Source organism: Nocardia brevicatena NBRC 12119, from assembly GCF_000308495.1.
GTDB lineage: Bacteria > Actinomycetota > Actinomycetes > Mycobacteriales > Mycobacteriaceae > Nocardia > Nocardia brevicatena.
This window is the reverse complement of sequence record NZ_BAFU01000073.1, coordinates 1-18,224: the sequence shown is the minus strand read 5'-3', so window position 1 is coordinate 18,224 and position 18,224 is coordinate 1. Positions and strand designations below refer to the sequence as shown.

Annotated in this window: 16 protein-coding genes, 1 tRNA gene and 1 pseudogene; 9 read left to right on the top strand and 9 right to left on the bottom strand. The window is 68.4% G+C overall.

Annotated elements, in window-relative coordinates; genetic code table 11:
- Nucleotides 1-3: 3 nt before the first annotated feature.
- Together ON20_RS21390 and ON20_RS21385 are read right to left on the bottom strand one after the other, a co-directional pair.
- Nucleotides 4-651: a TetR family transcriptional regulator gene (locus ON20_RS21390; protein ID WP_040838014.1), complete on the bottom strand. Its 648-nt coding sequence runs from the start codon at nucleotides 649-651 to the stop codon at nucleotides 4-6.
- Between the two features lie 217 nt (nucleotides 652-868).
- Nucleotides 869-1,477 (bottom strand): TetR/AcrR family transcriptional regulator, encoded by a 609-nt coding sequence (locus ON20_RS21385; protein WP_040838012.1) that lies wholly within the window; start codon nucleotides 1,475-1,477, stop codon nucleotides 869-871.
- Nucleotides 1,478-1,802: 325 nt separating this feature from the next.
- Between ON20_RS21385 and ON20_RS21380 the strand changes: the two genes are divergently transcribed.
- The 4 genes from ON20_RS21380 (at nucleotide 1,803) to ON20_RS33335 (ending at nucleotide 5,691) form a co-directional block, all read left to right on the top strand.
- Nucleotides 1,803-1,873, top strand: a tRNA-Gln gene (locus tag ON20_RS21380).
- Between the two features lie 40 nt (nucleotides 1,874-1,913).
- Entirely contained in the window at nucleotides 1,914-3,401 is a 1,488-nt protein-coding gene (gene glmU, locus ON20_RS21375) for a bifunctional UDP-N-acetylglucosamine diphosphorylase/glucosamine-1-phosphate N-acetyltransferase GlmU (protein ID WP_040838010.1), read from the top strand.
- On the top strand, nucleotides 3,401-4,381 hold the full coding sequence (locus ON20_RS21370) for a ribose-phosphate diphosphokinase (protein WP_040838009.1): 981 nt from the start codon (nucleotides 3,401-3,403) through the stop codon (nucleotides 4,379-4,381). The genes glmU and ON20_RS21370 overlap by 1 nt, the downstream gene beginning before the upstream one ends.
- Before the next feature lie 200 nt (nucleotides 4,382-4,581).
- On the top strand, nucleotides 4,582-5,691 hold the full coding sequence (locus ON20_RS33335; protein WP_051163007.1) for a DUF4190 domain-containing protein: 1,110 nt from the start codon (nucleotides 4,582-4,584) through the stop codon (nucleotides 5,689-5,691).
- 86 nt (nucleotides 5,692-5,777) lie between these two features.
- On the opposite strand, the gene ON20_RS21360 is transcribed toward ON20_RS33335, so the two are convergent.
- Both ON20_RS21360 and ON20_RS21355 read right to left on the bottom strand, forming a co-directional pair.
- Nucleotides 5,778-7,430, bottom strand: a complete 1,653-nt coding sequence (locus ON20_RS21360) for a fatty acyl-AMP ligase (protein ID WP_040838143.1) — start codon at nucleotides 7,428-7,430, stop codon at nucleotides 5,778-5,780.
- A 119-nt stretch (nucleotides 7,431-7,549) separates the two neighbouring features.
- The gene (locus ON20_RS21355) at nucleotides 7,550-8,722 is read right to left on the bottom strand and encodes an aminotransferase class V-fold PLP-dependent enzyme (protein ID WP_040838141.1); all 1,173 of its coding nucleotides are present in this window, start codon (nucleotides 8,720-8,722) and stop codon (nucleotides 7,550-7,552) included.
- A gap of 269 nt (nucleotides 8,723-8,991) precedes the next feature.
- Between ON20_RS21355 and egtA the strand changes: the two genes are divergently transcribed.
- From egtA to egtD, 4 genes are all read left to right on the top strand, one after another.
- Nucleotides 8,992-10,296, top strand: a complete 1,305-nt coding sequence (egtA, locus tag ON20_RS21350) for an ergothioneine biosynthesis glutamate--cysteine ligase EgtA (RefSeq protein WP_051163045.1) — start codon at nucleotides 8,992-8,994, stop codon at nucleotides 10,294-10,296.
- Between the two features lie 75 nt (nucleotides 10,297-10,371).
- A complete protein-coding gene (gene egtB, locus ON20_RS21345; RefSeq protein ID WP_040838137.1) occupies nucleotides 10,372-11,706 on the top strand; it encodes an ergothioneine biosynthesis protein EgtB in 1,335 nt (444 codons plus the stop codon).
- 54 nt (nucleotides 11,707-11,760) lie between these two features.
- Nucleotides 11,761-12,657: an ergothioneine biosynthesis protein EgtC gene (gene egtC / locus ON20_RS21340; RefSeq protein ID WP_051163043.1), complete on the top strand. Its 897-nt coding sequence runs from the start codon at nucleotides 11,761-11,763 to the stop codon at nucleotides 12,655-12,657.
- Entirely contained in the window at nucleotides 12,654-13,625 is a 972-nt protein-coding gene (gene egtD / locus ON20_RS21335; RefSeq protein ID WP_040838007.1) for an L-histidine N(alpha)-methyltransferase, read from the top strand. Before egtC ends, egtD begins: the two co-directional genes overlap by 4 nt.
- A 197-nt stretch (nucleotides 13,626-13,822) precedes the next feature.
- On the opposite strand, the gene ON20_RS21330 is transcribed toward egtD, so the two are convergent.
- Nucleotides 13,823-14,398, bottom strand: coding sequence for a TerD family protein (locus ON20_RS21330; RefSeq protein ID WP_040838006.1), 576 nt, complete (start codon nucleotides 14,396-14,398; stop codon nucleotides 13,823-13,825).
- A 37-nt stretch (nucleotides 14,399-14,435) separates the two neighbouring features.
- On the bottom strand, nucleotides 14,436-14,921 hold the full coding sequence (locus ON20_RS21325; RefSeq protein ID WP_040838133.1) for a hypothetical protein: 486 nt from the start codon (nucleotides 14,919-14,921) through the stop codon (nucleotides 14,436-14,438).
- Between the two features lie 166 nt (nucleotides 14,922-15,087).
- On the opposite strand from ON20_RS21325, the gene ON20_RS38025 reads away from it, so the two are divergent.
- Complete coding sequence (locus ON20_RS38025; protein ID WP_218002582.1) at nucleotides 15,088-15,336, top strand: hypothetical protein; 249 nt, start codon at nucleotides 15,088-15,090, stop codon at nucleotides 15,334-15,336.
- A gap of 92 nt (nucleotides 15,337-15,428) precedes the next feature.
- Here the strand turns inward: ON20_RS38025 and ON20_RS21320 are convergent, their stop codons facing one another.
- From ON20_RS21320 to ON20_RS21310, 3 genes and pseudogenes are all read right to left on the bottom strand, one after another.
- On the bottom strand, nucleotides 15,429-16,838 hold the full coding sequence (locus ON20_RS21320) for an MATE family efflux transporter (RefSeq protein ID WP_051163005.1): 1,410 nt from the start codon (nucleotides 16,836-16,838) through the stop codon (nucleotides 15,429-15,431).
- A complete protein-coding gene (locus ON20_RS21315) occupies nucleotides 16,835-17,881 on the bottom strand; it encodes a PLP-dependent cysteine synthase family protein (protein WP_040838005.1) in 1,047 nt (348 codons plus the stop codon). Before ON20_RS21315 ends, ON20_RS21320 begins: the two co-directional genes overlap by 4 nt.
- Before the next feature lie 52 nt (nucleotides 17,882-17,933).
- Nucleotides 17,934-18,224: pseudogene (locus ON20_RS21310) on the bottom strand (Y4yA family PLP-dependent enzyme); the annotation flags it as partial.

Below are 18,224 nucleotides of genomic sequence, written 5' to 3'. Positions count from 1 at the left end.
AAGTTACGGCACGTAGCGGCGGAGTCTGCGGGCGGCGAATTCGCGGAAGTAGGAGAGTTTGTCTTCCGGGACGATCGAGGGGAGCAGGAAGTACCAGGCGCGTTCCATGCGGGTCGCCATCTGGTCCACGGTGTCGGTGCCGACCGCGACGATATGTACACCGGTGGTGACCTCGTGCAGCAGCAGTCCGATCACCTCCGGGTCGAGGTCGGCAAGCAGGTCGCCCTGGGCGATCGCCCGTTCGGTGAGGATACGGTAGGTCTCCCCCCAGGATTTGGCGATGTTCTCCCCGTTCGCCCCGCGATAGTCACCGATCTGGTGGGTGAGTTTGAGCATGGCCCCGACCATGGGATCGTTCATGGACAGGTCGGCGACCACATAGGTGATTCCGATACATGCCTCCAGGGCGGGTACCCGGGAGTCGAAGAATCCTTGGCAGGAGTTGACCAGCCGCTCGTTGCCCTGGTCGACCACGGCGCGGGCGAGTTCTTCCTTCGAGCCGAAGTGAAAGTACAAGGCTCCCTTGGTCACATTGGACTGCGCGATGATCTCGCTGAGGCTCGCGTTGGCGTAGCCCAAGCGCAGAAAGACATCGGCAGCTCCGGCCAGGACGGAATCGCGGGTGATCTCCGCACGCGCTTGCCTAGCCATCAGATCCGCCTGTCATCCCAATAACCAGCCATCCTGAAGTAGACCGACATCTCGAAGTAGACCGACTTACCGCTCGAACAGCACCCAAAGGATGGGTGAACCGTACCACCAGCGTGCGTCCGGCCTGTTGATTCGAGTGCCGGGACGGACGCCACGGGCAGGTCACGCGCTACGCTTCCCGCCTGTTCGCACGGTTGCGCATCCGCTCGATACCTCATCAGGCACCGGCCGGCCACTCCGAGCTGAGTTGCGGATCGGCCTCGAGGTGGCTGAGCCCGTTCCAACAGAGGTTGACCAGATGCGCGGCGACGACTTCTTTCGACGGGGAGCGCACGTCCAGCCACCAGGTCGCTGTGGTGGACACCATGCCCACCAGGGCCTGCGCATACAGCGTGGCCAGGCTGGTGTCGAAGCCGCGGCGGCCGAAATCGCCGGCGAGGATATGCGCGACCTGGTTGACGGCCTCGTTGAGCAGGCTGGAGTAGCGGCCGTCACTGGAGGACGCCGGCTGGTCGCGGACCAGGATCCGGAAACCGTCGGTGCGCTGCTCGATATAGGTGAGCAGTGCCAGCGCCACCTGTTCGAGCCGCACTCGGGAGCGGTTTCGGGTGAGCGAGGAGGTGATCATGTCGAGCAGCATCGACATCTCCCGGTCCACGACGACGGCGTAGAGCCCCTCCTTGCCGCCGAAGTGTTCGTACACGACCGGTTTGGACACCTGGGCGCGTTGGGAGATCTCCTCGATGGAGGTGGCGTCGTAGCCGCGTTCGGCGAACAGTGCCCGGCCGATCTCGATCAGCTGCTGGCGGCGCTGGGTGCCGGTCATCCGCGGTCGGTGCGCCCGCCCGGTTTCCCCGCCGCTCCTGTGTTCGGTTGCCGACCGCGTCTCGTCTGCCGTTTCCGATTCGTCGGCCGATCTGGCTTCATCCGCTGACACCGCTCCCGCCTCCCTGGCTCCGGGGTCGCCTGCGCTGTCCCGCCGCCGCGTGCGACCACGACTGTCAAGCGTCAACTGTTCCAGACGGCCCGCCGCCGGGGGTAAGCGGGCGCGCCGTTACCGTGGGCGGTTCGACGGACAGCGGGTCGGCATGCGAGTATCTTTGCCGTGCCGGGGCGCAGTGGTGGGTTTGCGTAACCCGCCGGTGTGACAATCCGCCGTAGTGTAATGGCAGCACCTCTGATTTTGGTTCAGATAGTTCAGGTTCGAGTCCTGGCGGCGGAGCTCGTGAGCATCGTGACCAATGTCGGCCCAAGGGAGATCCATGCCACAGCAGACCGCCGTCGTCGTGCTCGCAGCGGGCGCCGGGACGCGAATGCGGTCGAAGACCCCCAAGGTTCTGCATTCGTTGGCCGGACGCAGCATGCTGGCACACGCGCTGTATGCCGCGAACGATATCGATCCCGCCTACCTGGTGACCGTGGTGGGCCACGATCGGGAGCAGGTGGGCGCCGCGGTGTCCGCGGTCGCGAGCGAGATGAGCCGCGAGATCGTTCCCGCGGTGCAGGAGAAGCAGCTGGGCACCGGGCACGCGGTGCAGTGCGGTCTGACGGCGTTGCCGGATGATTTCACCGGTGATGTGCTGGTGACCTCCGCCGATGTTCCGCTGTTGGACGGGCACACCCTGTCGGCGCTGTTGGACGAGCATCGAAGTTATTCCGATCGACCCGCCGTGACCGTGTTGACCTTCGTTCCGCCGGACGCGAACGGTTACGGTCGGATCGTGCGTGATGCCGACGGCCAGGTCACCGAGATCGTCGAACATGCCGATGCCACCCCGGAGCAGGCGCAGATCGCCGAGGTCAACTCCGGTGTGTACGCCTTCGACGCCTCTGTGCTGCGCACCATGCTGGGCCGCCTGTCCACGGCGAACGCCCAACACGAGCTGTATCTGACGGATGTGCTGCGGCTGGCCCGCGAGGCGGGGCATCCGGTACAGGGCGCTCGGCTGGTGGACTGGGCCAAGGTCACCGGCGTCAACGACCGGGTGCAGTTGGCCGAGGCGGCGCGCACCCTCAACCGCTACATCCTGGAACGGCATATGCGGGCCGGGGTCACCGTCATCGATCCGGCCACCACCTGGGTGGACGCCGGTGTGCAGATCGGCCGTGATGCCGTGCTGCGGCCGGGTGTGCAGTTGTTGGGTACCACCGTGGTCGGCGAGGACGCCGAGGTGGGTCCCGACTCCACCCTCATCGATGTGGTGGTGGGCGAGGGTGCGAAGGTGGTCCGCACGCACGGCGAGGGTGCCCGTATCGCCGCCGGGGCCACGGTCGGGCCGTTCAGCTATCTGCGGCCGGGCACCGTCCTGGGCGAATCGGGTAAAATCGGGGCGTTCGTCGAGGCCAAGAACGCCGAGATCGGTGCTCACACGAAGGTGCCGCATCTGACCTACGTCGGCGATGCCACCATCGGCGAGTACAGCAATATCGGCGCATCCAGCGTCTTCGTCAACTACGACGGGGTCGCCAAACACCGCACCGTGATCGGCTCCCACGTGCGAACGGGGAGTGACACCATGTTTGTCGCGCCGGTAACCGTGGGTGACGGCGCGTATACGGGAGCGGGTACTGTACTGCGCAGAAACGTTCCGCCGGGCGCCCTCGCGGTCTCCGGTGGAGCGCAGCGCAATATCGAAAACTGGGTGCAGCGCTACCGGCCGGGAACCGCTGCAGCGCGTGCGGCGGCGGAGGCCATCGCCGCGGACGAGACGTCGGATCAGGCAATAGAGCTAAAGGATGGCAAGCAGTAGTGACCGCGTCATGGATCGATAACCAGAAGAACCTGATGCTCTTTGCCGGGCGTTCGCATCCAGAACTGGCCGAGCAGGTTGCCAAGGAACTGGACGTCCACGTCACACCGCAGACGGCGCGTGATTTCGCCAATGGGGAGATCTTCGTCCGCTTCGAGGAGTCGGTTCGAGGTTCCGATGCCTTCGTGCTGCAGAGCTATCCGGCGCCGCTGAACCAGTGGCTGATGGAACAGCTCATCATGCTCGATGCGCTCAAGCGCGGTTCGGCCAAGCGCATCACCGCGATCCTGCCGTTCTACCCCTACGCTCGCCAGGACAAGAAGCACCGCGGCCGCGAACCCATCTCCGCCCGTCTGGTCGCCGATCTGCTCAAGACCGCGGGCGCGGACCGCATCATCACCGTCGATCTGCACACCGACCAGATCCAGGGCTTCTTCGACGGTCCGGTCGACCATATGCACGCCCAGCTGCAGTTGGCCGAGCACATCCGGGCCAACTACAGCCTCCGGGACATCACGGTGGTCTCACCCGATTCGGGTCGTGTCCGGGTGGCGGAGAAGTGGGCGGACTCCCTGGACGGCGCCCCGCTGGCGTTCATCCACAAGACCCGCGACCCGCTGGTCCCCAACCAGGTGAAGTCCAACCGCGTGGTCGGTGAGGTCGAGGGCCGGACCTGCATCCTGATCGACGATATGATCGACACCGGTGGCACCATCGCGGGCGCGGTGAAGGTGCTGAAGGAGGCGGGCGCCGGGGATGTGGTGATCGCCGCGACCCACGGTGTGCTGAGTTCGCCCGCCGCCGAGCGGCTGGCCTCCTGCGGCGCGAAGGAGGTCGTGGTGACCAATACGCTGCCGATCACCGAGGACAAGAAGTTCCCGCAGCTTACGGTGCTGTCCATCGCCCCGCTGCTGGCCCGCACCATCCGCGAGGTGTTCGAGAACGGTTCGGTGACCGGGCTGTTCAACGGCCACGCCTGACCGGCTCACGCCGTCGGCGGGTTCGCCGACGGTTCTCCCGAACGGCCCGGATCACCGATCCGGGCCGTTCGCCGTCTCCGGGTCCCACGCACCGCTGCCGACGCGGAGCATACTGGCAGGTACGCATTGCCGAATCGGTTCACCGCAGCCCCGCTGCTCGCTCCACCGATATGTCGTGACGGACGAACGAGGAGAGCGTTATGAGCACGCCAGAGGACCCGCATCCCACCGACCGGACACCGGGGTCGCCCGAGGGCGACCGGTCGGAGGAGTCGGAGACTCCTCCGGAACGCTTCGGAGCCTCCGAACGCCGACCCGATTCGGGAGGTGGACGGCCCGACGCGTCGAACGAGTCGGGCGCCGATGCTCCGACCGAAGCGTGGCCTACCCGCCCCCCGGAGGACGCACCGCCGCACGCATGGTCCGCGCGTTCTCCCGAGGACGCTCCGGCGCGAACGCGGCCCGAGCAGGCACCCGAAGATGTGCCGACCGAGGCCTGGTCCGCGCAGTCGCCGGACGATGTGCCGACGCAGGCGTGGTCCCCACAGTTCTCCGAGGGCACGCCGCCCCGGGAGCCGTCGGCGCAGTCGCCGGAGGACGTGCCGCCGCAGGCGTGGTCCGAGCGGGCACCCGAGGATGTGCCGACCCAGGCATGGTCGGCCGGACCTTCCTCAGAGGAGCCCGGTCGAGAAGGGAGCCGTCCCTCACAGCCCCCACCGCAACTCGGGGGACCGGTCGGCCCGGCGGCGGGGGCGAGCCCGCACCACTTCTCGGCGGAAGCGCCGAAGCCGCCGGACCCCGGCGCCCGCGAGCCCGGGTGGCCGGGGTCCGGACCACCGACGCGCGGTCCGGCGCCGGGTGAGCCTCGGTGGGGCCCCGGACAGCCGGGTACCCGTCCGCCCGGCGGGGCTCACGGTTATCCACCCCCGCCCGGGGCAGCCGGTGGTCGGCCGGAATGGCAGGGGCAGCAACCCTGGCAGGGCGGTGAACCGGGTTACGATGCTTTTGAGCCCGGCCCGGGCGGAGGTTTCCCGTCCTATCCACAGCAGTCGTACGAACCCTACGGCGGAACCGAACAGCGGCGTTCGGGGGCGCAGGTCTTCTCCATCATCGCCTTCGTCTGTGCCGTCATCAGCCTACTGTTCTGCCCCATCCTGTTCGGGCCCGCAGGGATAGTCCTGGGCCTGGTCGGACACAGCAAAGGCGAGTCGTTGGGCAAATGGGCCGCGATCGCCGCCGGGGTCGGCCTGGTGACCGGACTGGTCCTCGGCATTCTCGTGTACAACGCCGATGTGGTCCCCACCAGCTGAGCCGTAGGAGGTATTCCCCCGGGAAGCGGTCGGCGCCCGCCGCCGACCGCTGTAGGAGTGCTCGGCATCGCCGTCCGCGGTGGTGGTCAGTCACGCGGCAGATGCACTGCCGCCGCGGCACGGCGTAATTTGCCCGAGGACGTCTTGGGCAGGGCACCGGGCCCGAGCACGGTGACCGATCGAGGGCGCGCCCCGACCTCGGCGAAGACCTCGTGCACGACCTCGTGTTCGATGCGTTTCACCTCGCCCGGGTCCTGATGCTCGTTGCTCTCCACCACCACCGCGAAGCTTTCCCGTTTCTTGCCGGCGTCCAGCCGGACCGCCACGGCATTGCCCGGACGCACCCCGCGAACCCGCAGGGCGGCGCGTTCGATATCGGTGGGGAAGATATTGCGACCGCCCATGATGATGACGTCCTTGACACGGCCGCACACCACGATCAGGCCCTCTTCGGTGAAGTAGCCGATATCGCCGGTGTCGAGCCAGCCGTCCGCGTCCTGGGCGGGCCGGAAACCGTCCACGGTGACATAACCGGAGGTGACGGCCTTGCCGCGGAGTTCGATGACGCCGACCGAGCGGGTGGGCAGCGGTTGCCGTTCGGCGTCGACTATCCGGCCTTCCAGGTCGTCGACGAGATATCCCAGGGTGGGCAGCCGGCGCACCGTGTGCCTGCCCGCCTCGGCATCGTCCACCGGAACCGCCTTGCCGATCGCCTCCAGCAGGTCGGCGTCCACGCTGTCGAGTACCAGGCCGAGGCCCGGGTCGGGGATGGAGACGGCCAGGGTGGTCTCGGCCATTCCGTATACGGGGGTGAGGGCCGAGGGGTTGAGGCCGAAAGGTTTTCCGGCCGCGGCGAGGTCTTCCATGGTGGCCGGGTCGACCGGTTCGGCGCCGTTCCACATATAGCGGACACTGCTCAGGTCCACCGATTCCGGTTCGGCCTTGCGCAGTCGTCGGGCCAGCAGGGCGTAGGCGAAATTCGGTGCCGCGGTGACCGTTCCGCGGTATTTGCCGATGAGTTCGGCCCACAGGATCGGCCGGGCCAGGAAGTCAATCGGCGTCACACACACCACCTCGCCGCCGAATTGCATGGGCGCGCTGAGGAATCCGATCATCCCCATATCGTGGAACAGCGGCAGCCAACTGACCATCACGTCGCTGTCCAGCTGGAATTTGACCCGGTTGAACATGGCGTAGGAGTTGACGAAGAAGTTCTCGTGGGTGATCTGCACGGCCTTCGGCGAACCGGTGGAACCGGAGGTCAACTGTTGGAGTGCGATATCGGTTTCCGCGGTGGGCACCGGATCGGTGTCGGGGCCCTCACGCAGCCGGTCGACGTGGACCACGGTGATACCGCGTTCTCGCAGCAGGGGTTCGGCGGCTTCGAACGGGGCGCCGAGGACCACGGCTCCGGCGTCGATCATGGTCAGCACGGTTTCGGTGTCCCGCACCCAGACCGCCAGGTCGGTGCGCGGTGTCGGCTGATGCAACATGGTGATGGACGCGCCGCGCATCCATACCGCCTGGCAGGTGGGGGCGATATCGACCGGCAGACCGGCCAGCACCCCGACCGCGTCGCCGTGGCCGATTCCGGCGGAGGCCAGGCCACCCGCGATCCGACGAGCGATGGTATGGATCTCGGCCCAGGTCTGCCGGAGCGGGGCATCCGGTTCACCGGTCACCAGGCCCCGGGTCGTTTCCCTTGCGGTCGCATACATCTCATCGGTGAATCTGCTCAACGTCACGCTCCTCAGCCGTAGCAATCGGCCGCTCGTCGGCCTCCCTCAACTATCCAGGCAGACGCGAAGTCTGTTAACTCCCTTCGGCTCTTCCGTTGGACAGGTCGGGATAGGGCCGGTCAGAGCGCGGCCACCGCGGCGACGAACCGGTCGAGTTCCTCGAAATCGACGAAGTAGTGCGGTGAGGCGCGAACCACCGCGTCCAGTCCGCGTCCGGCCATATCGAGCAGTGTGGACCCGCGGTGGCTCACGGTCACCGTGATATCCCGGTCGAAGAGCCGGTCGCGTACCTCCACCGGTTCGACACCGTCGACGGTAAACGAGACGATGCCGCTGCGGTGCACCCCCAGATCGCGCAGTCGTACCCGCGGGAGGTCGGCCAGGGCGGCGCGCAAGTGTTCGGCCCGGGCCGCGACGGCGGCGTATACCTCGTGCGGGCCGAGATCGAGCAGATATCGGACGGCGGCGCCGAGACCGAGGCGGGCGGCCACATCATGCTCCCAGAACTCGAAACGGGTGGCGTCGGCGGCCAGGCGGTAGTCCTCGGGGGCGGTCCACTGGGCGCTGTGCAGATCCAGCCGGCCGGGCTCCAGTTCGGAGACGAGCCCCGGGCGCACGTACAGGAAGCCGGTGCCGCGCGGTCCACGCAGCCATTTGCGTCCGGTGGCCGAGAGCGCGTCGACGCCGAGTTCGGCGATGTCGAGCGGGAGTTGACCGGCCGACTGGCAGGCGTCCAGCAGGACCAGCGCGCCCGCGTCGCGGGCGATTCGGGTGGCCTCGGCAACCGGATTCACCAGCCCGCCGTTAGTGGGGACGTGCAGCAACGATACCAGCGCCACGCGATCGTCGACCATCCGGGCGAGCGCGTCCAGGTCGATCTGGCCGGTGTCGTCGCTGGGGATGCGCTCGACTTCGGCACCGTTCGCCCGGGCACGTTGTAGGGCCGCGATGGCGTTACTGGCGTAGTCGGAGCCCGAGATGAGGATACGGTCGCCCGGCTTCAGCGGAACCGAGTAGAAGAAGTCGGTCCAGGCGCGGGTGGCGCTGTCGCTGAGGGCGATGGTCTCGGGCACGGTGTTGAGCAGGGCGGCGACGGCGTCCTTCACCGCGGCCAATTCGGCCAAACGTTCGTTCGCGGCCCGGTAACCACCGATCTCCGCCTCTCGGCGCAGATGTGCGATCACGGTATCGGTGACCGCTCGGGGTGGCAGTGACGAGCCCGCGCTGTCGAGGAAGACCGCGCCCGAGCCGATACCCGGGGTGTCGCGGCGTACCCGTTGTTGATCAAGCATGCCTTCGACCATATGTGGCCTCGGCGTTTGCTGCCGGGACGGTGGATGTCGGTGGCCGTCGCTACGCTGGTTTGCACGCCGGTCTCCGATCCGGCCCCCGACAACCGAACGACCGAACCGAATCACCGCTCGAACGACACGAGGGCCCACCCGGCCTGCCGGTCCCGTATCCGGGCCGGCGGATCCGCCGAGAGACGAACACCAGTACGCACATCACGGCGACCCGACAACCCCGATACGAAGACGCGAGCACCCCACGGGAGGTTGGCATGGCGGTCACGCTCGAACACCCGAAACCGGACGACCGTACCCGAGTGAACGGAGACCTGTCGGCACGTGCCGCGGCCGAGGCATACACCGGGGGCGTCTGCTTCAAACTGGGCCCCCCGACGCTCATCGGGGCCGAACTGGAATGGCTCAGCGCGTACGGCGCAACGCCGCCGGCCCGGCCCCTTTCCGCCCCGCGTCCGCCGCTCACCGTGCTGGCCGACGCACTTGGACCGCACGCGCCGCGGTCCATCACCCCCGACTCTCCCGCGTTGGCGCTGCCGGGAGGCAGTCGGGTCACCGTCGAACCCGGTGGGCAGATCGAACTCTCCAGCGCCCCCTATCCCTCCGCCGCCGAACTGTGCGCGCGGCTGCGCGCCGACCACGATCGGCTTCGCGACCTGCTGGCCGCCCGGTCCATTCGCCTGATCACCGCCGCCGCGGACCCCGAACGCCGCCCCCGCCGCCTGCTGCGGCTGCCGCGCTATCGGGCCATGGAACGCTATTTCGCCGGTATCGGCCCCTTCGGCAAGCTCATGATGTGCAATACCGCGGCCACGCAGGTCAGCGTCGACACCGGTGCCGACCGGGCCGAACTCACCGCCCGCTGGCGCGCCCTCTACACCGTCGGGCCCGCCCTGCTCGCCGCCTTCGCCTGTTCGCCCGCCCTGCGCGGCGCGCCCGTGGGGAACTGGGCGTCCCAGCGGATGCGCACCTGGCTACGGCTCGACAACGCCCGCACCCGACCCCCCGCGGCGGACTGGGCCGACCCGGTGGCCGGTTATGCCCGTTGGGCCCTGGACGCCCCACTGCTGTGCGTGCGCCGCCCCACTCCGGCCCGCGAAGCGGGTGAGTGCGAGTGGAACGCGCCGCCGGGCGCCACCTTCGCCGACTGGATATCCGGCGCGCTGGACGACGAGATCGGCCGTCGCCCCGATTCTGACGACCTGGACTACCACCTGACCACCTTGTTCCCGCCGGTCCGCGCGTCGGGGCATCTGGAGGTCCGGTATGTCGACGCCCAGCCGGGTAACGGCTGGGCGGTCGTCGTCCAGGTGTTCGAGGCGCTCATGTCCACCCCGGCCGCGGTGGCGGACGCCGTGTCGGCCGCCGAGCCGACGGCCGAACGCTGGCTCGACGCCGCCCGCCACGGGCTCGCCGATCCCGACCTGCGCGCATCGGCCGTGGCCGTGCTGGAGGCCGCCGCCGCGCACACCCCCGCCACCGCGTCGCGTATCCACGCGGCCATCCGGCGCTGCCGGGCCGGCACGGCACCCGGCGACGAGGAATCCGATGAGCGAACATGACGATCCGGAAACCACCCAGGAGCCATTCCGCGTCCATTCCGACAGCACTTGATCGAGCGGAGCACCATCGTGACCATGCGTCTTCCGGGTATCGACCGATCCGGTACCGAGCGGCTGCGCGAGCGCATCGCCGAAGCCCTCACCCGGGCCAGAAACCGCACCGCCGCGCTCACCGACTGTGTGGACGAGGCCGAGCTCGTCGCCCAGCATTCCAGGCTGATGAGCCCTCTGGTCTGGGATCTGGCGCATATCGGCAGCCAGGAGGAGCTGTGGTTGGTGCGCGATGTCGGCGGCCGGGAACCGGTGCGCGCCGATATCGACGAGCTCTACGACGCCTTCAAACACGCCCGACCCGACCGGCCCGGCCTGCCGTTGCTGAACCCGGGGCAGGCCCGCGGCTATGTGCGGACCGTGCGGGAGAAGGTCTGGGACGTCCTGGAGCGCAGCACGTTACAGGGTGCCCCGCTGGTGGCCGGCGGTTTCGCGTTCGGCATGATCGCCCAGCACGAACAGCAGCACGACGAAACCATGCTGGCCACCCACCAGCTGCGCGCCGGCGCCCCGGTGCTCTCCGCCCCCGCCGCCCCCGCCGCGACGGCCGAGGTGGGCGGTGAGGTGATCGTCGCGGGAGGTGAATTCGTCATGGGCAGCTCCACCGATCCGTGGGCCCTGGACAACGAGCGGCCCGCCCATCCGGTTCATGTGCCCGGCTTCGCCATCGACGCGGCGCCGGTCACCAACGAGCAATATCTGGCCTTCCTCGACGACGGCGGCTACGAGCGGCCCGAACTGTGGTCGGAGCGCGGCTGGGCGCATCGGGTGGAGGCCGGGCTGGTGGCACCGCAGTTCTGGGAGCGGGACGGCGACGGACGTTGGTGGCGGCGGGTATTCGGGGTGCGAACCCCGTTGCGCCCGTGGCAGCCGGTGGTGCACGTGTGCTGGTTCGAGGCGCAGGCCTACGCCACCTGGGCGGGCAAACGCCTGCCCACCGAGGCCGAATGGGAGAAGGCGGCCCGGTTCGACCCGGATACCGGCCGGTCCCGCCGCTATCCATGGGGTGAGGCCGACCCCGGGCCGGAAACCGCCAATCTCGGCCAGCGTCACCTCGAACCCGCCGATATCGGCGCCTATCCCGCGGGCGCGACGCCCGCCGGGGTGCATCAGCTGCTCGGAGATGTGTGGGAATGGACGTCCTCCGGGTTCCACCCGTATCCCGGCTTCCGGGCGTTCCCGTACCGGGAGTATTCGGAAGTCTTCTTCGGCGGCGACTACCGGGTGCTGCGTGGGGGCTCGTTCGGCACCGACCCCGTTGCCTGCCGGGGAACGTTTCGCAACTGGGATCACCCCATCCGACGCCAGATCTTCGCCGGATTCCGGCTGGCGCGGGACCTGCGGCCGGGGGAGGAGTGACCCCGGGAGTGGTCGGTGGTATCGACGTTCGACACAGCATCGGGGCAAGTGGATATGTGTAGACATCTCGGTTATGTGGGCCCGCCGGTGCCGGTGGGCGAGCTGCTCGTTCGCGGGCCGTATTCGCTGCGGGTCCAATCCTGGGCGCCGCGGCAGATGCGCGGCGGCGGGACCATCAATGCCGACGGCTTCGGGGTGGCCTGGTGGCGTACCGCCGAGCCGGCGGTGGACGGCGGCGAGCCGGCGGTGAGCCGATACCGCAACCCGACCCCGATCTGGACCGATCCGGCCGTGGAGGAGGTACTTCCGCAACTGGTTTCGCCCGCGGTCCTGGCCGCGGTGCGTTCGGCCACGGTCGGGATGCCGGTGGAACGCGCCGCCTGTGCGCCGTTCGCATACGGGCACTGGGCGTTCAGCCACAACGGACTCGTTCCCGACTGGCGGACGGTGTTGACCGCCGTTCTGGCCGATCTCGACGGCACCGCCACCCGGTCCGGCCACACCCGACTGTTCCAGACCCTCGACCTCCTGGAAGCCGAGTCCCCCACCGATTCGGCGGCCCTGTGGGTGCTGTTGCGGCGGCTGCTCGACCCGGTCGCCGCCACCGCCACGGCAGGTCTTTCCGATATCCCGGCCGATCCGACCGCGGTGGCCCTGCGGCTGCTTGTCACCACCGTGCTCCGGCACGCCCCCGATTCCGGCCTCAACCTGCTGCTCGGCGACGGTGACACGCTTTGGGCGACCACCTGGTTCCATACCCTGTGGGCCCTGGTCACCGACGACTACGCGATTCTCGCTTCCGAACCCTACGACGACGATCCGCGTTGGCAGTCCCTCCCCGACCGCAGCGTGGTCCGCGCCGAACCGGGCAGGCTGGTCGTTGAACCACTCGATTCCCCCGACAGCGCCCGGCCCGACGCCGGCGCCCGTACCGAAAGGGCTGCTCGATGACCGCACCGATCGTGGAAATCCACCTGACCGATGCGGACCTCACCGCCGCGTTACGCGCCGACGCGCGCCGCGGCCTCACCGACGACCCCAAATGGCTGCCACCGAAATGGTTCTACGACGCGCGCGGCAGCGAACTGTTCGAACGGATCACCGCTCTGCCGGAGTACTACCCGACCCGCACCGAGCGTGCTCTGCTGGAACGTGTCGTCGGCGATATCGCCCGGATCGCGCAGGCGGAGGTGCTGGTCGAACTCGGCGCCGGTTCCGCCGCCAAAACCCGCCTGCTGCTGGGCGCTCTCACCACCGAAGCCCGGCTGAAGACCTATATTCCCCAGGATGTATCGGCGGCGGCCCTGAAAGAATCCGCCGCCGCGGTCGCCGCCGAGTTCCCGGGCCTGGCGGTGCACGGCGTGGTCAGCGATTTCACCGACACCCTGCACACCCTGCCCCGGGGCGGCCGGCGGATGATCGCCTTCCTCGGCGGCACCCTGGGCAACCTGGTGCCCGAGGAACGCGCGGAATTCCTCGGCGGCATCCACGATCTCCTGGAACCCGGTGAACAGTTGCTGCTGGGCGCCGGCCTGGTCGTCGAACCCGATGTAGTGATCCCGGCCTATGACGACGCGGCCGGCATCACCGCGGAATTCAACCGGAACATCCTGCGCGTGCTCAACACCCGTCTGGGCGCCGATTTCGCCCCGGAGAAGTTCCGTCATATCGCGATCTGGGACGACGAGCACGAGTGGATCGAAATGCGTCTGGCCGCGACCGAACCGATGACGGTGACGGTGCCCGATCTCGACCTCACCGTCCATTTCGCCGCCGAGGAGCAGTTGCGCACCGAGATCTCCGCCAAATTCCGCCCGGCCGGGCTGGACGCCGAACTGCGTGCCGCCGGATTCGTCACGGAACGCACCTGGACCGACCCCGACGACCGTTTCGCCCTGGTCCTCGCCGTCAGAATCTGAGCCGCTGTGAGCGGCGGGTTCGGAGCCGTCGGCGGGCATCCGCCTGCGCGAAACGAGTACGTCGAGGTGAACGCTATGTTCGGACAGGCTGTGAAAACCTGGAGACCGGCACTGTTGCGCTCGTCGGCCTCACCTCGTTCATCCGGCCTACCGATGGGTGGTGCACCCGTTGCGAGGTGCACCACCCACCACGGAGATCAGACGTTCACGCCGTAATCGCGGGCGATTCCCGCCAACCCGGACGCGTACCCCTGCCCGATGGCGCGGAATTTCCACTCGTTGTTGTGCCGGTACAGCTCGCCGAAGACCATCGCCGTTTCCGTGGACGCGTCCTCGCTGAGGTCGTAGCGGGCCAGTTCGGTATTGGTGTTGAGGTCCACGACCCGGATGAACGCATTGCGGATCTGGCCGAAGTTCTGGCCGCGGACGTCGGCTTCGTGGATGGAGACGGGGAAGAAGATATTGGTGATCGTCGCCGGCGTATTCGCCAGGTCGACCTTGATCACCTCGTCGTCGCCTTCGCCTTCGCCGGTGAGGTTGTCGCCGGTGTGTTCGATGGTGCCCTCGGGGGAGCGGAGGTTGTTGTAGAAGACGAAATGCCGGTCGGTGAGCACCTTCAGGTTCGGGCCGGTGGCCAGGGCACTGGCGTCCAGGTCGTAGTCGGCGCCGGTGGTGGTGCGCACGTCCCAGCCCAGGCCCACCGCGACCTTGGTGAGATGGGGGGCCTGTTTGGACAGCGAGACATTGCCGCCTTTGGCAAGTGTGACGCTCAAGGTTCTCCTTCCCGGCGGCGCGCTACGGCCGCCTCGTTCAGTTCTTCTCGTCCTCCGCCCAGGACCGCAGGGTCGCCACCCGGCCCTCCAGCGCGTGGAGTTCGCTCGGGTCGAGTACGGTGCGCTGGATGCCCTGCGCGACGGCGAAGGCGGACTGCCGGTGGTCGTCGATCACGTCGACGTCGATACGGACCGCCACATAGTCCGCGGCCTCCGGCATCTCCTCCGCGATCACCTTGGCGGAGCCGCGCGCGCAGAGCGCGACATTGCCGCCGCCGAGGATGAGCAGGGCCACCTGCGGGCGTTCGCGTAGTCGGGCCAGAGAGCCGCGATCGAATTTGAGGCTGATGAAGATCCGGCGGTCACCGGCGCGTACCGGCCAGGACACCGGAATGGCATGGGGCGCCGGATCGGTGGTCACCAGGACAGCGATCGTGTCCTGCGGCCATTCGGGCAGCACATCCAGTTCGGGATGGTCGGTCGACGGGTTGTGCTGGTCCGTGGAGCTGATTCCGGCTGCCATATCGTCCCCTCCTGGTCGGGCGTGCGCGACGGACTGTGCGGCACCGTTGGCCAGTCTAGATCGCGCCCATGACGCCGTCTCGAGGAAGTTCCCATCCACGGCGCCATGGAACTTCGGTATCCGAGCGGGGTCCCGGGTCGGCGGGCGGGTCGGGACACCGAATCCCTTGCCGGCCGGTGTGTTCGGTGGTATGGCGGCCGGACCGGTCCGGGTCATGGCGGAGGGGGTCCGCACTCGGGCGGTGGCGAGCGCCTCGGTGGGCAGCGGTAGCGTCCGGACCCATTCGCGCGCCCTGGCGGTGGGCTTCACCTCGGTCGAGGCATTGTGGCGGGCGTGTTCGCCCACCTGGACGGCGCCGAGCGCGCTCGGCTTCTCGGCCGCTGTCTCGCCGCCGCGGTTGAAGGTGTGGTCGTAGGCGGAGTCGCCCAGGCCGAATACCGCCGCGGACCGCAGGCCGGTCAGCTCGGCGCGTGTGCGTCGAAGGCGTCGAAGGCGTCGAAGAAGGACTCAGCGCGAGGTGTCGATGGCCTCCCGGGGACGCGCGACGGTCGCCCGGTCCCGCTCGGCGAGCAGGGTGAAATAGCGGCGAAGCATGAGGACCGCGGTGGCCGCCAGACCCGCAGTCAGACCCCACCAGACCCCGCCCGCGCCCAGACCCACCGGGAACGCCAGAACGAGCGCGCTCGGCAGACCGACCAGCCAGTATCCGATCAGCGACAGCCGGAAGCCCGCGTCGGTCGCCTTCAGCCCGCGCAGCAGGCCGGTGCCGATGTTCTGCGCGGCGTCGAAGAACTGCAGCACGATCCCGATCAGCAGCAGGACGCGCGCGATATCCGCGGTCGCGGTGTCGGACGGGTCCAGGAACGGGCGGAGCACGGTGTCCGGCGCCACCACGTACACCAGCCCGGTCACCGCCGCGACTACTCCCGCATACCGCAGGGCCAACCGGGCCAGGGCGCGGGCGTGGTCGGTCTCGTCGCGGGCCACGGCATGGCTGACCAGGATGGAAGCGCCCTGGGAGATACCGATCGCGACCTGGAAGACGATGTAGATCACCTGGTAGACCACATTGTGTGCCGCCAACGCGGCCGGTCCCAGGGTGCCCATGGCCAGTGCCAGGACCGAGAACATACCCGCCTCGGAACCATAGGTGAGGGCAATCGGGGTGCCGAGGCGCAATTCGGTCCGGACCGTCGCCGTCCGGACCGGCCAAGGCCGGATCGAGAGAGTGCGGCCGAGGTCGGCATCGTGGTGGACCATGGCCCACAGCACCCCGAAGGTGATGAGGAAGACCAGGGAGGTCGCCACACCGATTCCGGTGAGTCCGAGCGCGGGCAGGCCCGCCCAGCCATGAACGAAGGCCAAAGCCAGCCCCAGGTTCAACGCGATGGAGCCGAGCGTCACCGTCAGCAGCGCCTGTGGCCGCTGCATTCCGACGGTGTACTGACGCAGCGCCTGGAACCACAGGCACGGCAGCAGTCCCGGCGCCAGCGCGACCATCAGCGGTCGGGCCTCGGCGAGCACCCCGGCGTCCTGGCCGAGCCAGGGCAGCGCCCAGCCGAGGCCGATGAGGACCAGCCCGCCGAGCAGACCGGCCGCGGTGGCGATCAGGAAACTGGACCGCATCACCTCGCGGACCTCGTCGTCGGCGTCGACGCCGCGTTTCTCGGCGGCGCTCACCACGGAGGCGACCTGATTGCCGCTGGCGGTGATCAACCCGACGCACATGGTGCGGATCTGGTTGAACAGCACCAGTGCCAGTCCGCCGGCGGCGACCTGCCGCACGCCGAGGGTGCCCATCAGGGCGATATTGGTGGTGGACACCGCGATCTGGGCGAGTTGGGTGGCGGCGATCGGGGCGGCCAGGGCGGCCAGGCGGCGGCCGTCGCCACGGGGACGAGCGAATGCCCCGATCACCGCGCTCGCACCATTGCGCCTCGGGATGGGTGTCGCCGGTCCGCGGGGGCGTAACGGGTGAGGATCTCGCGCACCTCTCGTTCGGTTTCGGAGTCGAGCAGGTCGCGGACGGCCATCCATTCGTCGTCGAAGACCGTGTCGAGGTATTTCTCCCCGCCGTCGCAGACGATGGTGACCACGGTGGAACCGGGTGGGAATTCCTCGAGCCGGGTCAGCGCCGCATGCACCGAACCGCCCGCGGAACCGCCGATCATCAGGCCCAGTTCCCGCGCGAGGGCGCGCGCGGTGGCGAAGGCCGCGCGGTCGGAGACCTTCACGCCCTCGTCGAGTAGCGAGTAGTCGACGGCGGTGCCGATGGTCGCGCCGGGCGGAGTTCCGGTACCGGACTGCCAGTACGGCCCGCCCGATCCGCCGAAGGCGATGGAGCCGACCGGCTCCACACCGATCACCCGCGGATAACAGCCGAGTTGGTGTAGTCGGGTCGCGGTGCCGAACAGCGATCCACCGGTGCCGACCGCGGACAGCAGGATATCCACGGTGTCCACGTCGTCCAGCAATTCCTCGGCCACCGCGTAGTAGCCGCGGGCATTGGCGTCGTTGTTGTGCTGTTCGGTGAAATAGGCGTTCGAACTCGCCGCCGCCATGGCCTCGGCGTGGTCCTCCCGCGCCGAGGTGGCCAGGCTGTCGTCGCCCTCGTCGGCGACGAATACGAGTTCCGCACCCATCGCTTGCATCGCGCGCAGTTTGTCCTTACTCGCGTGGTGATCGACCACCGCGGTGAAACGATAACCGCGTTCGGCGGCTACCACCGCCAGGCCGAGCCCGGTGTTACCGGATGTCGATTCGATGATATGTCCGCCATCCTTCAGCAAACCCCGGTCTTCGGCATCGTCCACCATTTCCCGGGCCATGCGGATCTTTGCCGCCCCGGTCGGATTGAACTGTTCCAGTTTGAGTAATAGCCGGGTGCCGGTTGCGGTAGTCGCCAGTTCGAACAGCGGGGTGCGGCCGATCAGGTCGGTTACACGGGTGACCAGCGGCATGGGATCTCCTCGGGCGATAGGGCTGATATCGGTCGGACGGACGGCCGGCCGTTCAGCCGGCGTCCAGGGTCCAGCGGAAGCGACCGCCCGGTGCGTCGTGCAGCACCACCTTCGGTGGGATGGGCAGTTCGTGGAACGCGGATTCGTTCGAGTCCATCTGATATCCGGCGGTATTCGGGTAGACGATCAGATCCCCGGGTTCGGCCGGGCGCGGCAACGGGATGCGGCGCCAGCTGAGCATGTCCGATTCCAGACAGGTCGCGGCGCCCACCGCGGTCGGCGTGGGCGTCCCGGGACGGGCGGGCCACAGCAGCGGATCGGGCAGATATTCGCTGTCGAACCA

What these genes read in the sequence shown, in the direction of transcription:
- ON20_RS21390 (WP_040838014.1), bottom strand. Translation starts at nt 651, where the DNA reads ATGGCTAGGCAAGCGCGTGCGGAGATCACCCGCGATTCCGTCCTGGCC.
- ON20_RS33335 (WP_051163007.1), top strand. Translation starts at nt 4,582, where the DNA reads ATGAGCACGCCAGAGGACCCGCATCCCACCGACCGGACACCGGGGTCG.
- egtB (WP_040838137.1), top strand. Translation starts at nt 10,372, where the DNA reads ATGCGTCTTCCGGGTATCGACCGATCCGGTACCGAGCGGCTGCGCGAG.
- egtD (WP_040838007.1), top strand. Translation starts at nt 12,654, where the DNA reads ATGACCGCACCGATCGTGGAAATCCACCTGACCGATGCGGACCTCACC.
- glmU (WP_040838010.1), top strand. Translation starts at nt 1,914, where the DNA reads ATGCCACAGCAGACCGCCGTCGTCGTGCTCGCAGCGGGCGCCGGGACG.
- ON20_RS21385 (WP_040838012.1), bottom strand. Translation starts at nt 1,477, where the DNA reads ATGACCGGCACCCAGCGCCGCCAGCAGCTGATCGAGATCGGCCGGGCA.
- ON20_RS21325 (WP_040838133.1), bottom strand. Translation starts at nt 14,921, where the DNA reads ATGGCAGCCGGAATCAGCTCCACGGACCAGCACAACCCGTCGACCGAC.
- egtA (WP_051163045.1), top strand. Translation starts at nt 8,992, where the DNA reads ATGGCGGTCACGCTCGAACACCCGAAACCGGACGACCGTACCCGAGTG.
- ON20_RS21355 (WP_040838141.1), bottom strand. Translation starts at nt 8,722, where the DNA reads ATGCTTGATCAACAACGGGTACGCCGCGACACCCCGGGTATCGGCTCG.
- ON20_RS21315 (WP_040838005.1), bottom strand. Translation starts at nt 17,881, where the DNA reads ATGCCGCTGGTCACCCGTGTAACCGACCTGATCGGCCGCACCCCGCTG.
- egtC (WP_051163043.1), top strand. Translation starts at nt 11,761, where the DNA reads ATGTGTAGACATCTCGGTTATGTGGGCCCGCCGGTGCCGGTGGGCGAG.